A 14010-nucleotide genomic window follows, 5' to 3' on the forward strand; every position below is an offset into this window, starting at 1 on the left:
CGGGACCGGGGCGCGTGCCGTTCTGTGACACGAGGCACACGCTTTCGTTGCGTTCGCCGGGCCCGGCACCGGGCATCGGGCCCCGGCCCGGCCCCACCCGCCCCGGTCGCGGGGGCGGCCCGGGCCGGTGCGCGTCGCGGGGGCGCGCTTGATCGGCACGAGCGGTTCCACGCGCGCGTCCTCCCCCCGGGCGGCGTCGTTACATGGCACGCAGAATAGGGCAATCCCGGGGAGCGGATGCCGCCGAGGCACCGTAACGCCCGGTAGCTCCCGGAACCGGGCGACCCGGCGCCGGGCCGGGCGGCGGAATCCACGGGCGCCCGCGCGGCACGGGTCGCGGCGGCCCCGGGCGGTGGGCGCGGTTCCGGTGCGCTGTACCCGGCGGTACGCGGCCGGGCCGTGTCCGAACGGCGGTCCGGCCGAGGGCTCGCCGCCCCGGCGGCGCCGGAGACCGGCGGCGGCCCGGGCGACCCGGCGCCGCGCACATGCCGGCGACCTGTGCGATAAACAGCCTGCTGTCTCCCCCGGGGGTCTAGGCTGGAGCGCCGTGATCCAACGCAGCACCTTGCGCGAACAACTCGCCGACGCCCTGCGGGAGGAAATACTCGCCGGGCGGCTCGCCCCCGGCGGAGAGTTCACCGTGCGGGAAATCGCCGAACAATACGGCGTGTCGGCGACGCCGGTGCGCGAAGCCCTGGTCGACCTCTCGGCCCAGGGCCTGCTCGAAGTGGAACACCACCGCGGCTTCCGTATCCGGCGTTTCTCGCTGACCGACTACCAGCACATGGTCGAGGCCCAGACGCTGGTCAGCGACGGGATACTGCACGTCAACCCGGAGTTAAGCGTGCGAGAGGCGGTGCCCGAGGCGTTCACCTCCATCCGCCGCCGCGCCGCGGCGGCCCGGCAGGCTGCCCGCGCCGGTGACCTGGACATCCTCATCGCCTACGACCTGCGCTTCTGGCGCGAACTCGACGCGCTGCTCGGCAACCCCCACATCGCCTCCTTCCTCGACCGGCTCCGCGTCGCCTGCTGGGCGTTCACCGTGCCCCACCTGCGCCGCCAACCCCACCTGGCCGACCGGCTGTGGGCCGGCCACCTCGAACTCGCCGACGCGGTCGAACGCCGGGACACCGCGGAGACGACCCGCCTGCTGCGCGCCCACCGCACCCACGCGCTCGCGCTGGCCGCCCAACTCACCGGGGCGTGAGCGCACTCCAGGCCCTACGCTGGCGGTACGCAACCGTTCGAGAGAACGTTGAGAGAGCGTCGAGAGAACTTCGAGAGAGAGCTGTGACGTGGCCTGCGACCTCTGGCTGGTCCCCCTCGTCGATGTGCTGTGCCACAGCCCCGACAACCCGTTCGCCGACGAACTGGCCGAGTACGACAGGGCGCTGGCCGAGGCCGGGCTGCCCCCGGTGCCCGTCTACGGGTACGTCCCCGGCATGTCGGGCGCCGTCGCGCCGGTGGCGGGCTTCGACTACGCGGCGCTCCACCTGCTGCGCCGCGCGTACCTGCTCCAGCAGAGCGGCCTGCCCGTCACCCCCGTCGCGGAGCTGGACGGCGACTACCAGCAGTTGCTTGAGATGTTCGAGGCCGGCGCCCAGCAGGCGCACCTGGTGTGGCACTTCGACCACGCGGGCGCGTACGTGCCCGTGGACTTCCCGCACCCGCTGGTCAACGAGTCGCTGCTGGCCGGCGGCGGCCCGCTGGGATCGAGCCACGGCCTGCTGCGCGAGCTGGAACGGGTCGCGCCCGTGCTCGGCATCGACCCGATGAACCCGCCTCCCGCCCCAGAACCGCCGCCGCGGCCCACCGCCCTGGAGGAGCCGGCCGCCGCGGCGGGGGAGGGCGACGGCCCGTTCGCGAGGGAACGGCACGTGTGGCTGGGCCTGCACGCCGCGGCCACCCGCAGCCTCGCCCAGGGGTCGATGATCGTCTTCAGCTGAACGCGCCGCCTGAACGCGCCATCGGCCGCGCCCGGTGCCCGCCGCGCCCCGGGCGTTCCCCTGCCGCGGCTCAGCCAACCTGCGGCGCTCCCAGCCGTTCTGCCGCGTTCTGTGACGTTGTGACGTTTTCGATCGTCTCAGCCGTTCTCCGGCGGGCGCTGGCGCGGCATGCTGGGCCGCCCGCCGGACCGGTCCGCCGGGCGCAGCGACCCGCGCGCGAACGCGCCATCCGCGCGGCCCGCGCCCCCGCCCGCCCCGTGCCCCGGCGCGCACGCCCCCGGCCCACCGGGCCCCACGGGCAGCGGCCAGCCGCCGCCCAGCGCACGCCCCCGTTCCGCCCGCTCCGCCCTGACCAGCTCCGCCACGTCGTCCGAGAACCTGCGCAGCACCGCGAGCCGCCGTTCCACCGCCTCGCCGCACACCCCGCAGAGGCCGCGGGCCCCGCAGGGCTCCTCGCACCCGTGGCAGCACCCGCCGCCGCGCAGCGCCTCCCCCGCCCAGTCCAGCCGCAGGGCCGCGAGCCGCTGCCGCACCGCCCCGGCCGTGGCGGCGTCCCTGAGCCACCCCGCCGTCAGCCCCAGGTACCGGTCGCACCCCACGCAGGCCGCCGCGCCGAGCAGCGCGAGACAGCAGAACCGGCCCGCCGCGCCGAGCAGCGGCAGCGCCGCGGCCCCCGCCACGCCGGCGACCGTCGCGCACCTCAGCAGCCGCGCCGCGCGGCGTTTCCACACCCGCGCGGCCAGGTACCGCTCCGCGGTGCGGACCGCGTCGGCCTCCGCCTCGGCGTACAGGTCCGCCAGCCGGCCGGCCGCCGCGCCCTCGGACATCTCGGGCAGGCTCACCCTCGCACTCTCCCCACACCAGGCCCGCGCCCGGACCGCCCCGGGCCGGGGAAGCCACCTTTCTAGTGCCTCCTGCGGTGCCCCGGGCGCCGCCCGGGGGCGGCCGGACGGGCCCGACCGGGCCCGGGCCCGCCGCCCCTCACCCGAAAGAGTGCCGGGCGGGCGGGCGCCGTTAGGGTGGGGCAGCGTGAGAATCCTTGTCATCGGCGGCGGAGCCCGCGAACACGCCCTCTGCCACGCCCTCTCCCGGGACCCCTCGGTCACCGAGCTGCACTGCGCGCCGGGCAACGCGGGGACCGCGCAGGTGGCCACGCCGCACGAGGTCGACGCGCTGAACGGCGCCGAGGTCGCGGCGCTGGCCGGTCGGCTGCGGGCCGACCTCGTCGTCGTGGGCCCCGAGGCGCCGCTGGTCGCCGGCGTCGCGGACGCGGTGCGGGAGGCGGGCATCGCCGCGTTCGGGCCCTCGGCGCGGGCCGCGCGCCTTGAGGGCAGCAAGGCGTTCGCCAAGGAGATCATGGCCGCGGCCGGGGTGCCGACCGCGCGTTCCTACGTCTGCGCCACGCCCGAGGAGGCGGACGCGGCGCTGGACGCGTTCGGCCCGCCCTACGTCGTCAAGGACGACGGCCTCGCCGCGGGGAAGGGCGTCGTCGTGACCGAGGACCTGGCGCACGCCCGCGCGCACGCCCGCTCCTGCGAGCGCGTCGTCATCGAGGAGTACCTGGACGGTCCTGAGGTGTCGCTGTTCGCCGTCACCGACGGCGAGACCGTGCTGCCGCTCCAGCCGGCCCAGGACTTCAAGCGGGCGCGCGACGCCGACGAGGGCCCCAACACCGGTGGCATGGGCGCCTACTCGCCGCTGCCGTGGGCCGACCCGAAGCTCACCGACGCGGTGCTCGACACCGTGCTGCGCCCCACGGTCGAGGAACTGCGCCGCCGCGGAACGCCGTTCGCCGGGCTGCTCTACGCCGGTCTCGCCCTGACCTCGCGCGGCGTGCGGGTCGTGGAGTTCAACGCCAGGTTCGGCGACCCGGAGACCCAGGTCGTGCTCGCGCGGCTGCGCACCCCGCTGGCCGGGCTGCTGCACGCCGCCGCGACCGGCGGGCTCGACCGGGTCGAGCCGCTGCGCTGGAGCGACGGGGCCGCCGTCACCGTCGTGGTGGCGGCCGACGGCTACCCCGAGTCGCCGCGCACCGGCGACCCGGTGGAAGGGCTCGACGAGATCGAGGCCGAGGACGGCCCGGACGCGTACGTGCTGCACGCCGGCACGCGGCGCGACGACGCGGGCCGGGTGGTGAGCGCCGGCGGCCGGGTGCTGTCCGTGACCGCCGCGGGGCCCGACCTCGCGCAGGCCAGGGCGCTGGCCTACCGCGCCGTCGCCCGGGTGCGGCTCGCCGGTTCTCACCACCGCACCGACATCGCCGCCGCGGCGGCCGGAGAAATTCCCTCCTCTCCCCAGAGCCCCACCATCGAGTGACCGATCCGCCGACTCGCTGACGTGTGCGCCGCGCCCAACTAGGGTGCGGCGCAACGCCTTCCGCCCCTGCGGTCGCGCACCCGCACGGCGAACGGCCGTATCGCACGTTGCGGTGTCCGTGCCCGGTGCGACAGTGGGAGGAACGGCGGGACACGGCGTCGCACTGCGGAGGGCAGGGCATGGGGCAGCGTAAGGCGCGAAACGCCGGACTCTCCGCGCGCGACCACGCGCTCGCCGTGCTCCGCGTGCGCAACAGCGCGCTGGCGCTCGCGCTGCTCCCGGCCGCCGTCGCGGTCGTGCTGTTCGCCTCGGGCGCGCCCGGCGCGACGGGCACGCTGCGCGCCCCCGTTTCCGTCCTCGCGGCCGTCGTCGCGCTCCTCGCGGTCGGGGCCGGCCTCATGATCTGCCGGGCCAGGCCGGCCGTGACGCCGACCGTTCCCCTGCCGGAGCCGGCCGCGCCCGCGCTGCACGGCCTCATCCGCGACCTCGCCGACCAGCTCGACGTGCCCGCGCCGAGCGGCATCGCGCTCACCCCGGACTGCGACAGCTGGCTGGAGGAACCCGCGGGCCGCCCCGAGGGCGCGGCCCCCGTCCTGGTCATAGGCTCGCCGTTCCTGTGGTGGATGCGCGTCGCGGAACTGCGGGCGCTGCTCGCCCCCGTCGTCGCCGGGACCGGGCCCTCGGCCCACCCGGACATCGCCGCCGCGCGCCGCTGCGTCCGCGCCTGGGACGCGGCGGCGGGGCGCGCGGCGGGCGCCCGCGCGCTGCGCCGCCCGCTGGTGGTGGCGGCGGGCCGCCTCTCGCGCCTTCTGATGGGCCTGGCGGCGGCGCACAGCGCCGAGATGGAGCGCGGGGTGGCGGCAGCCGCCGCCGCTCGCGCCCAGGGCGTCGACCACGGGGTGCGCGCCGCCGCACAGGAACAGGTCGGCCTCGCCTACGCGGGCTGGGACCGCCTGCTGACCCGGGTCGCGCTGCCCGCGTGGCGCGTGGGCCGCTGGCCGCGCCGCCTGGACGCCGGCGTGGCCGCCGCCCTCACCGAACTGTCCCGCCGCGACCGGCTCGCCGAGGGCTTCGCCGCCAGGCTCGGCCAGCGCCCCGCGTGCGACCTGCTGGAAGAACCGGGGCTCGTCGACGAGCAGGTCTCGCTGCTCGCCGCCCGGCTGTTCCACGGCGTGCCGAGCGGCGGCGACGCGGACTGGGCCCCCGTCGACTGGACCGCCTACCCGGACGAGGTCGTCGACCGCATCTGGCGCGACCGGGCCGCGCGCCTCTTCGCGGTGCTCGACGCGGCCGAGACCCCCACGCTCTCGCGCGTGCTGACGCGCCTGGCGGACGCCGCGGGCAGCGACGCGACCGAGGCGCTGGCCGCGCGCCTCGGCGCGCACGCCGCGCGCGGCGACGCGGCGCGCGCCGCCGTCGCGGCGGGACACGCCCCGGGGGCGGCCGTTCCCCTGCCGCTGCCGCTGCAACCCCCGCGCACCGGGCGGGACCTGCTCGTGGAGCACATATCCGCGGCCGTGTGCTGCGCGGCGGCGGACACGGCGGGCGCGGCGCCCGGCCTCGACTGGCTCGACGGACCTGTGCTGCTCGCGGGCGGCCACCGGCGCCGCGACGACCTGTCGGCGCCGGTGCACAGCCTGGTCGACGACGGCGACCCCGCGCCCCTGCGCGCGTGGCTCGCGGGCGCCGGCGTGCGCGCCGACAAACCGGTGCGGCTGGTCTGACCCCCGCCCGCTCCGGCTTCGGCGGCTCCGGAGGGCCGGGGGGTTCGGCGGTGCCGGGGCTCCGGGGGCCTGGCGTCCCGGCGGCTCTGAGGGCCTGGACAGGGGCGTCCCGGCGTTCCCCCGTCTCGGTGGCTCCGGGCCCCGGGCGCCCGCCCGGCCCGCGCCGCGCCCCGGGCGCCCGGCGGCGTCGTGCGCGCCGCGCGTTCACGAGCCCGTGCGCCACCCGTCACGCGGGGGCGCGAAAGCGTTGCTGTGCGCCGGGGGTCGGCGCGTTCGCGCGGCTTCGTGTCTCACGGACGCGATCCACGAGGTCGCGAACGCCTTGCCGTCGGCCATCGCCAGGGGAAACCGCGCCGATCCGTCCGCGAGGGCTCGACACACCCGCCGCCCGGCGCCACTATCGGGCCAACACCGCATGCCGTTCCGGTGACGGGACGGTGACGTACGGTCCCCCGGGTGTGGTGTGCTGGGAGGGCGCGCGCCGCGGAACCGGCGGGCGCGGGGAGGGGAGCGTGAACGAGAGCACCGAGCGGGTCCGGCGCTGGGCGTCCGGGGCGCTCACGCACGCCGTGTCCGACCCGTTCGGACAGGGTCCGCTGCCCTGGCTGCGGGCCGGCGACGGGCCGTTGCGCACCGGCGGCCTCGGCCTGCCCGCCGGCCGGGCGGGCCGAGGGCCGCACGGCCCCCGGGCCGCCGACGACGTCGACTGCCAGATCAAAGGTTTCGTCAGCGAGGGAACGGTCGCGCCCGGCGCGTCGCTCGACTTCCGGGTCACGGTCGACCCGCCGCGCGAGTTCACCATCGACGTCTACCGCATCGGCTATTTCGGGGGCGACGGCGCCCGCCTGCTGCTCAGCAGCCCGAACCTGATCGGCATCCGCCAGCCGCCGCCGCTCATCGCCGGCCGCACCGTGTCCTGCCACCACTGGTGGCTGTCCTGGCGCCTCCAGGTGCCGCCCGACTGGCTGCCCGGCGCCTACGTGGCCGTCCTGACCACGGCGGACGGCGAGTTCAGGTCCCACGTGCCGTTCACCGTGCGCGACGACCGGCCGGCCGACCTGTGCCTGATCCTGCCCGACATCACCTGGCAGGCGTACAACCTCTTCCCCGAGGACGGCCGCGGCGGCGCCAGCCTCTACCACGCGTGGGACGCGGCCGGCCGCCTCATCGGCGAGCAGAACGCGGCCGTCACCGTCTGCTTCGACCGGCCCTACGCGGGCGCGGGGCTGCCGCTGCACGCCGGCCACGCCTACGACTTCGTCCGCTGGGCCGAGCGGTACGGCTACGACCTCTCGTACGCCACCGCCCGCGACCTGCACGCCGGGCGCGTCGACGCGTCCCGCTACCGCGGCCTGGTGTTCTCGGGACACGACGAGTACTGGTCCGCGCCGATGCGCCGGGCCGTCGAGGACGCCAGGGACGGGGGGACCTCGCTGGTGTTCCTCTCGGCCAACACCATGTACTGGCAGGTTGGCCTGAACGCCCTGCCGTCCGGGGCCGGGGACAGGCTGCTCACCTGCCGCAAGCGCCAGGGCCCCGGCCGTTCCGCCCTGTGGCGCGACCAGGGCCGCCCGGAACAACTGCTGCTCGGCGTCCAGTACTCGGGTCCTGTACCGCGCCCGCACCCGCTGGTGGTGCGCAACGCCGACCACTGGCTGTGGGAGGCCACCGGGGCGGGGGAGGGCGACGAACTGCCCGGGCTCGTCGCGGGCGAGGCGGACCGCTACTACCCGCGCACGCCGCTGCCCGATTCGGTGAGCCGCGTCCTGCTGGCCCATTCGCCCTACCGCGACGAGTCGGGCGCCCGCAGGCACCAGGAGACATCCCTGTACCGGGCGCCGAGCGGGGCCTGGGTGTTCGCCTCGGGAACGTTCGCGTGGTCGCCCGCCCTGGCCAGGCCGGGCCACATCGACCACCGGGTGCAGAAGGCCACCGCGAACCTCCTCGACCGCATCTGCAAAGGCGACTGAGCACCCAGCGCCCGCGCCGCGGCGCGCGTCCGCCGGGCGCGCGCCGACCGAGGGGCGCGCGGTGGTGTTCCGGCGCCCGAGCGCCGGCGCCGGGGGAGCGCACCGTGTGTGCCGGCGCCCTCGCGCGGCGCGTACCACGCCCCCACCACACCGTCGGCCCTCGCCCGCGCCTCACCCGGGCGCTGAACGGGCGGCCGGCTGGGGAACAATGGGGACGCGCGGCCCAACCGTCCCAGAAGCCGCCAGGAGGCGTCGTGCCAGGATTCGTCGACAAGCCGGAGCCCGTTCGCGTACCGGGGCTTGTGCATGTGCACACAGGCAAAGTGCGCGATCTGTACCGGACGGAGACGGGCGACATCGTGCTCGTCGCGAGCGACCGCGTGTCCGCGTTCGACTGGGTGCTCGCCACCCCGATCCCCGACAAGGGCCGCATCCTGACCCGGCTGTCCCTGTGGTGGTTCGACCAGCTCGCCGACCTGGTGCCCAACCACCTGATCTCCACCGACCCGCCGCCCGGCGCCCCGGCCGACTGGGCGGGCCGCGTCATGGTGTGCCGCGCCCTGTCCATGGTGCCGGTCGAGGCCGTGGCGCGCGGTTACCTCACGGGCAGCGGGCTCGCCGAGTACCAGCGGGACCGCACGGTCTGCGGCCTCGCCCTGCCGCCCGGCCTGAGCGACGGATCCGAGCTTCCGGCCCCCATCTTCACGCCCGCCACGAAGGCGGCCGTCGGCGAACACGACGAGAACGTCAGCTACGAGGAGGTCGCCCGCCAGGTCGGCCCCGAGACCGCGGCCCGTCTCCGCCAGGCCACGCTCGCGCTCTACAGCCGCGCCCGCGACATCGCCAGGGACCGCGGGATCATCCTGGCCGACACGAAGTTCGAGTTCGGCTACGCGCCCGACGCGGGCCCCGACGGGCCGCTGCTCCTCGCGGACGAGGTGCTGACGCCCGACTCGTCGCGGTTCTGGAGCAAGGACGAGTGGGAGCCGGGCCGCCCGCAGAAGTCGTATGACAAGCAGGTCATTCGTGACTGGCTGACCTCCCCGGCCTCCGGCTGGGACCGCGCGGCCGACACGCCGCCGCCCGCGCTGCCGGAGGAGATCGTGGCGCGGACCCAGGAGCGCTACGCCGACGCCTACCGCATGCTCACCGGCACCGCCTGGTCCTGACGCCCCGCGTTCCGCCCGCGCCCCGGCCCGCGGGCGGACCCGCCGTCCCGCGCCGGTACGTCCGCAAGCCGCCGAACCCCCCGCGCCCGAGCCGAAAAACACGCACCCTCGAACGCGCCCCGCGCCCGAGCCGGAACGTCCGCCGCCCGGCCCCGCCCGCGCTCAGAGCGCCGCGCCCGGCCCCGCGCTCAGAGCCAGCCGCGCTCGCGCGCGATACGGGCCGCGGCGTGGCGGTTCTCCGCCCCCAGCTTCGCGACCGCCGCCGACAGGTAGTTCCGCACCGTGCCGGGCGCCAGAGCCGCCCGCGCCGCGATCTCGGCGATCGGCGCGCCCGTTTCCGCCAGGTCGAGCAACTCCGCCTCCCTCGGGGTCAGCGGCGAGTCGCCCGCGCTGATCGCGTCGGCCGCGAGGTCGGGATCGACGTAGCGGTTGCCCGCCCGGACCGACCTGATGATCTCGGCGAGGCGCTGCGCGGACAGCGTCTTGGGCACGAACGCCCGCACCCCCGCCGCCAGCGCCCGTTTCAGGTCCCCGGGCCGCCCGTGCGAGGTCACGATCATCGTGGCGCACCCGGGCAGCCGCGTCCGCAGCGCGTCGGCCACCGCCACCCCGTCCTCGCCCGGCATCTGGAGGTCGAGCACGGCCACGTCGGGCCGCTGCGCGAGCGCCGTCGCCAGCGCCTCGGGCCCCGACGCGGCCTCGGCGACGACGGTCAGGTCGTCCTCAAGCGCGAGGAGCGCGGCGAGCGCCCCCCGGATGAGGTGTTCGTCGTCGGCGAGGAGCACCCTGATCTCCCGCGCCCCCGTCATTCGGCTGCCCTCACCGGCACGCGCGCCACCAGCCGGAACGTGTCGCCCCCCGCGCGCCCCGCGCTGAGCGAGCCGCCGAGCGCGACGACCCGCTCCCGCAGCCCGGCGAGCCCTGTGCCCCCGCCCCCGTCCGCCGGCTCGGCGCCGCCCCCCGCCTCAGGGCCGCCCCCCGACTCCGGGCCGTCCGCCGGCACGCCGTCGTTCTCCATCTCAAGCACCGCCTCGCCCTCCGCGGTCCTGTGCAGCCGCACCGTGCAGCGACCCGCCGCCGCGTGCCGCAGCACGTTCGTCGTGCCCTCGCGCACCACCCAGCCCAGCGCCGACTGGACCGGCGCGGGCAGCGGCCCGGCACTCCCGGGCGCGTCGTCCCCGAAGTCCCCGATCCGGCTGCTCTCCTCAAGCTCCTCGATCGCGCACACGATGCCCGCCGCCTGGAGCACCCCGCGCGCCCCGACCAGCTCCGTGTGCAGGTCGGCCTGCCGGTAGCCGCGCACCACGTCGCGGATCTCGCGCTGCGAGTCCCTGGCGATGCGCTGCACCTCCGCCATCTGGCCCGAGGCCGCCGCCGTGTCGCGCGTGAGCAGCTGCGCGGCCAGTTCGCTCTTGAGCGCGATCACCGACAGGTTGCGGCCGAGCACGTCGTGCAGGTCGCGGCCGAACCGCAGCCGTTCCTCCGCCACCGCGAGCCGCGCCTCGGTCTCCCGCGCCTCGTCCAGCCGGTGCACCACGCGCAACGTCCACCCCGAGGCCCGGTAGGTGAGGGCGAACAGGGCGATGGCCCCCGTGACCGTGCCGAGGACCACCGCTTGCTGGGCGGCCTGCGCGCCGTTCACGAACAGGATCGCGGCGCAGACCGGCACGGGCGCCGCCGCGAGGGCGCAGGCGCGGCCGAACGGCAGCACGAGCATCACGGGGCCGGAGAAGTAGATCGCGACGTAGGTGGCGACCGCGAGCCCCTCGTCGGGCAGCGCGCCGGCCGGGACCCCGACGGCCGTCAGCGCGCCGATCACCCCGGTCACCGCGCAGAACGCCACCAGCAGCCGGTCAGGGCGGTCCAGACCCCCCACGTAGTGCCGCAGACCCGCGCGGGTCAGCAGCACGCCGAGCACGATGTGCGCCAGGAGCGCGGCGCACAGCAGGACGACCACCCACCACACGCTGTCGCCGGTCGCGCGCCCCAGCAGGGCGACGGTCAGCACGACCTCGGCCAGCGCGAAGCTGTACAGCGACCACGCGAAGTAGTGGTGCACCCGGGCGCGCTGGCTGGAGCGCCGGATGCCGTCCATCCAGCCGGTCGCGCGCATCGGATGCTCCTCACTCGCCGAACGGGCGGCCTGGCCGGCGGCCGGCGCCCCGTTTCGTGTCGCGGCTGCCGCCCCGTTCAGTGTCGCGGCTCCCAGCGGAACCGGCGGCGGACCGCGTACACGCCGAACGCCGTCCAGGCCACCGCCAGGGCCATGGCGCCCAGTATTTCAGCGCCGCTCTCGCCGCCGGTCCACCCGGCCCTGATCAGGTCGACCGCCGGCGTCAGCGGCAGGAACCGGCAGATCTCCGCGAGGGTGTCGGGCAGCACGCCGAGCGGGACGTAGAGACCCGAGCCGACCGCCGAGACCAGCAGCAGCGGCATGCCGGTGACCTGCGCGCTCTCCACGGTCTTGCTGAACGCGGCCGTGACGGTGGCGAACGTCGCGAGCACCGCGATGCCCAGCACAAGACCGAGCAGGAGCAGCGGGACCGAGGCGGGCGTGCTCACGTCGAGCACCACGGAGCCGCCGATCAGCAGGACGGCGCACTGCGCGAGCGCGAGCGCCGTGGCGGGCACCGCGGCGCCGACCAGGATCTCGCCGTCGCTCAGCTCGCCGGTGCGCAGCCGCTTCAGCACGCCCTCCTCGCGGCGCGTCACGTAGGTGGGCACGAGCCCCAGGTAGACCACCAGGAGCAGCACCATGCCGATGCCGCCGGTGAGGACCGAGTCGGCGCGGTTGAGACCCGTGCCTGCCAGGTCCAGTTCCTCGGACGTCGACCACGAGCCCGCGATCATCAGGACGGGGACCAGCAGGGAAACGGTCAGCGCGCCGCGGTTGCGCAGCAGCAGCGTCAGCTCCGCGCGCGCCAGGGCGCGCACGCGGCGCAGGCTCGCGGCGCTCGGCAGGCCCCAGTTGACCGGCGGTGCCTTCGGCGCCTTCCGCGCCGTCGGTGTCGTCGTCTGCTGTGCGCTCATCGTGCCGCCTCCTGGGTGATGGAGAGGAAGACCTCTTCGAGGGTCGCCGCGCGCGCGTCGAGGTCGGCCAGCTCGACGCCGGCCTCCTGGGCCCACACCAGCAGCCTGGTCAGGTCCTTCTGGACGTCGTGGGTCTGCGCGTCGACCTTGCCCTGCCACACGTCCACGGGACCCGGCAGCGGCAGGTGCGCCGGGTCGAGCCCCCGCGGCAGCCGGAACCGGATGCGGGCGGGCCTGGCCGCCATGACCTCGGCCGGGGTGCCGGTGACGCTGATGCGCCCGGCGCTCATGATGGCGATGCGGTCGCTGAGGTCCTGGGCCTCTTCCAGGTAGTGCGTGGTCAGCACGATGGTGACGCCCTGGTCGCGCAGGCCGCGCACGACCTGCCAGGTGTCCTTCCTCGCCTGGGCGTCGAGGCCGGTCGACGGCTCGTCGAGGAACAGCACGCGCGGGCGGCCGGTCAGCGCGAGCGCGAGGTCGAGCCTGCGCCGTTCGCCGCCGGAGAGCTGCTTGACGCGCACGTCGGCCCGGCCGGCCAGGCCGACCTGGGTCAGTACCTCGATGGGCGGAACGGGCTCGCTGATGCAGCCCGCCCACATGCGGGCGGTCTCCATGACGGTCAGGTCGGCGGGGAACCCGGCCTCCTGGAGCATCACGCCGGTGTACGGGCGGACGCGGGCGCGTTCGCGGTACGGGTCGTACCCCAGGACGCGCACCTCGCCGGCGGTCGGCGGGGCCAGCCCTTCGAGCAGTTCGACGGTGGAGGTCTTGCCGGCGCCATTGGTGCCGAGCAGGCCGAAGATCTCGCCCTGCCGCACCGAGAAGTCCACGCCGCGGACGGCCTCGAACCCGTCCGCGCCGCTGCCCCCGTAGCGCCTCCTGAGGCCGCTCACTTCGATGACGTTGTCCATGTGCTCAAGCCTCGGGCCGGGGAACGCGCCCCGGCAGTGCCGACTGTCATGGATGCGGATGACAAATGTCAGAACGCGCCGCGGCTGTCCCGGCGGCTCGCGCACGCGGGGACCGCGGGCCGGGCGCACCACAAGAGGTGATGTGCGTCACAGCGGTCACAGGAGGCGGACACGACGAAGGGCCCGGCTCTTTCGAACCGGGCCCTTCGACCACGAGCGGACGACGAGATTCGAACTCGCGACCCTCACCTTGGCAAGGTGATGCTCTACCAACTGAGCCACGTCCGCACGACACTCACTATACCCGACCCTGGTCGGGGCCAGTGGGCTGGAGCGGGTGACAGGAATCGCACACTGCGCCTCCCTCTTGGAAAGAGGGTGTTCTGCTACTGAACTACACCCGCGCGGCTCCCGGGGTTCGGGCCTTGTTCCTGCCCTGCCCCGCGGCGCGCTCCAGACTCTAGCCGATCAACCCGGGTTCATGGCAAGTCGGCTCAACGGACGGTCGCGTGTGCCTCGTTGAAGGCGTCGTAGACCTTCTTCGGGATGCGGCCCCTGGCCGGCACGCCGAAGCCGTTGGACTCCGCCCACGCCCGGACCGCCTTGGGGTCGGGGGCCACGGCGGTGTGGTGGAACGCCCGGCCGGACCTGGCGCGCTTGCGGCCGGCCTCCACGTAGGGCGCGAGCGCGGTGCGCAGCTTCTCGGCGTTGTGGGAGCTGAGGTCGATCTCGTACGTCTTTCCGTCGAGTCCGAAGGCAACCGTTTCCGACGCCTCTCCGCCGTCGATGTCATCGGCGAGGGTGACCACTACACGCTGTGCCACGGATATCCGGTCCTTCCGGGAGGCGCGCTGTGCCCGGCGGTCCGAGGTCCGTTACCGCCGAATCACGTGCAGCGACGCTGGCTCCCACTCGTTCGCGAGTATGGTTCTTTGTATTTGTAC

12 protein-coding genes and 2 tRNA genes are annotated in these 14010 nt (G+C 75.7%); 6 read left to right on the plus strand and 8 right to left on the minus strand.

The genetic code is table 11. The annotated features are described in order from the left end of the window. The first annotated feature begins 550 nt into the window (after positions 1-550). Complete coding sequence (locus LC193_RS15925; protein WP_086162163.1) at positions 551-1207, plus strand: GntR family transcriptional regulator; 657 nt, start codon at positions 551-553, stop codon at positions 1205-1207. A gap of 88 nt (positions 1208-1295) precedes the next feature. Then, a complete protein-coding gene (locus LC193_RS15930; protein WP_226074911.1) occupies positions 1296-1946 on the plus strand; it encodes a hypothetical protein in 651 nt (216 codons plus the stop codon). Positions 1947-2083: 137 nt separating this feature from the next. Here the strand turns inward: LC193_RS15930 and LC193_RS15935 are convergent, their stop codons facing one another. Next, positions 2084-2788 carry an SLATT domain-containing protein gene (locus LC193_RS15935; protein ID WP_226074912.1) on the minus strand — a complete coding sequence of 235 codons (705 nt, stop codon included), beginning with the start codon at positions 2786-2788 and terminating at the stop codon, positions 2084-2086. A 187-nt stretch (positions 2789-2975) separates the two neighbouring features. Here LC193_RS15935 and purD point away from each other — a divergent pair, with 187 nt between their 5' ends. The 4 genes from purD to LC193_RS15955 all read left to right on the plus strand — a co-directional run bounded on the left by purD (position 2976) and on the right by LC193_RS15955 (position 9125). After that, positions 2976-4262: a phosphoribosylamine--glycine ligase gene (gene purD, locus LC193_RS15940; RefSeq protein WP_226074913.1), complete on the plus strand. Its 1287-nt coding sequence runs from the start codon at positions 2976-2978 to the stop codon at positions 4260-4262. Positions 4263-4441: 179 nt separating this feature from the next. Continuing rightward, positions 4442-5986 (plus strand): hypothetical protein, encoded by a 1545-nt coding sequence (locus LC193_RS15945; RefSeq protein WP_226074914.1) that lies wholly within the window; start codon positions 4442-4444, stop codon positions 5984-5986. Between the two features lie 512 nt (positions 5987-6498). Continuing rightward, positions 6499-7956 (plus strand): N,N-dimethylformamidase beta subunit family domain-containing protein, encoded by a 1458-nt coding sequence (locus tag LC193_RS15950; protein ID WP_226074915.1) that lies wholly within the window; start codon positions 6499-6501, stop codon positions 7954-7956. A 254-nt stretch (positions 7957-8210) separates the two neighbouring features. Beyond that, the gene (locus LC193_RS15955; protein WP_226074916.1) at positions 8211-9125 is read left to right on the plus strand and encodes a phosphoribosylaminoimidazolesuccinocarboxamide synthase; all 915 of its coding nucleotides are present in this window, start codon (positions 8211-8213) and stop codon (positions 9123-9125) included. A gap of 188 nt (positions 9126-9313) precedes the next feature. Here the strand turns inward: LC193_RS15955 and LC193_RS15960 are convergent, their stop codons facing one another. The 7 genes from LC193_RS15960 to LC193_RS15990 form a co-directional block, all read right to left on the minus strand. Further along, positions 9314-9934, minus strand: a complete 621-nt coding sequence (locus tag LC193_RS15960; protein ID WP_226074918.1) for a response regulator transcription factor — start codon at positions 9932-9934, stop codon at positions 9314-9316. Further along, positions 9931-11238 carry a sensor histidine kinase gene (locus LC193_RS15965; RefSeq protein WP_226074921.1) on the minus strand — a complete coding sequence of 436 codons (1308 nt, stop codon included), beginning with the start codon at positions 11236-11238 and terminating at the stop codon, positions 9931-9933. Before LC193_RS15965 ends, LC193_RS15960 begins: the two co-directional genes overlap by 4 nt. A gap of 77 nt (positions 11239-11315) precedes the next feature. After that, the gene (locus tag LC193_RS15970; RefSeq protein WP_226074923.1) at positions 11316-12155 is read right to left on the minus strand and encodes an ABC transporter permease; all 840 of its coding nucleotides are present in this window, start codon (positions 12153-12155) and stop codon (positions 11316-11318) included. After that, positions 12152-13066, minus strand: coding sequence for an ABC transporter ATP-binding protein (locus LC193_RS15975; protein WP_226074925.1), 915 nt, complete (start codon positions 13064-13066; stop codon positions 12152-12154). Before LC193_RS15975 ends, LC193_RS15970 begins: the two co-directional genes overlap by 4 nt. Positions 13067-13281: 215 nt before the next feature. Beyond that, a tRNA-Gly gene (locus LC193_RS15980) sits at positions 13282-13354 on the minus strand. Between the two features lie 41 nt (positions 13355-13395). After that, positions 13396-13470: transfer RNA gene (locus LC193_RS15985), tRNA-Gly, on the minus strand. 90 nt (positions 13471-13560) lie between these two features. Then, positions 13561-13890, minus strand: coding sequence for a histone-like nucleoid-structuring protein Lsr2 (locus tag LC193_RS15990; RefSeq protein WP_226074927.1), 330 nt, complete (start codon positions 13888-13890; stop codon positions 13561-13563). Positions 13891-14010 lie beyond the last annotated feature (120 nt).

The organism is Streptomyces marincola, from assembly GCF_020410765.1.
In the GTDB taxonomy this organism is placed as follows: domain Bacteria; phylum Actinomycetota; class Actinomycetes; order Streptomycetales; family Streptomycetaceae; genus Streptomyces; species Streptomyces marincola.

Excerpts from the sequence above, each read along its gene's own strand:
- LC193_RS15945 (WP_226074914.1), top strand. The coding sequence starts at position 4,442 with ATGGGGCAGCGTAAGGCGCGAAACGCCGGACTCTCCGCGCGCGACCAC.
- LC193_RS15960 (WP_226074918.1), bottom strand. The coding sequence starts at position 9,934 with ATGACGGGGGCGCGGGAGATCAGGGTGCTCCTCGCCGACGACGAACAC.
- LC193_RS15965 (WP_226074921.1), bottom strand. The coding sequence starts at position 11,238 with ATGCGCGCGACCGGCTGGATGGACGGCATCCGGCGCTCCAGCCAGCGC.
- LC193_RS15975 (WP_226074925.1), bottom strand. The coding sequence starts at position 13,066 with ATGGACAACGTCATCGAAGTGAGCGGCCTCAGGAGGCGCTACGGGGGC.
- LC193_RS15970 (WP_226074923.1), bottom strand. The coding sequence starts at position 12,155 with ATGAGCGCACAGCAGACGACGACACCGACGGCGCGGAAGGCGCCGAAG.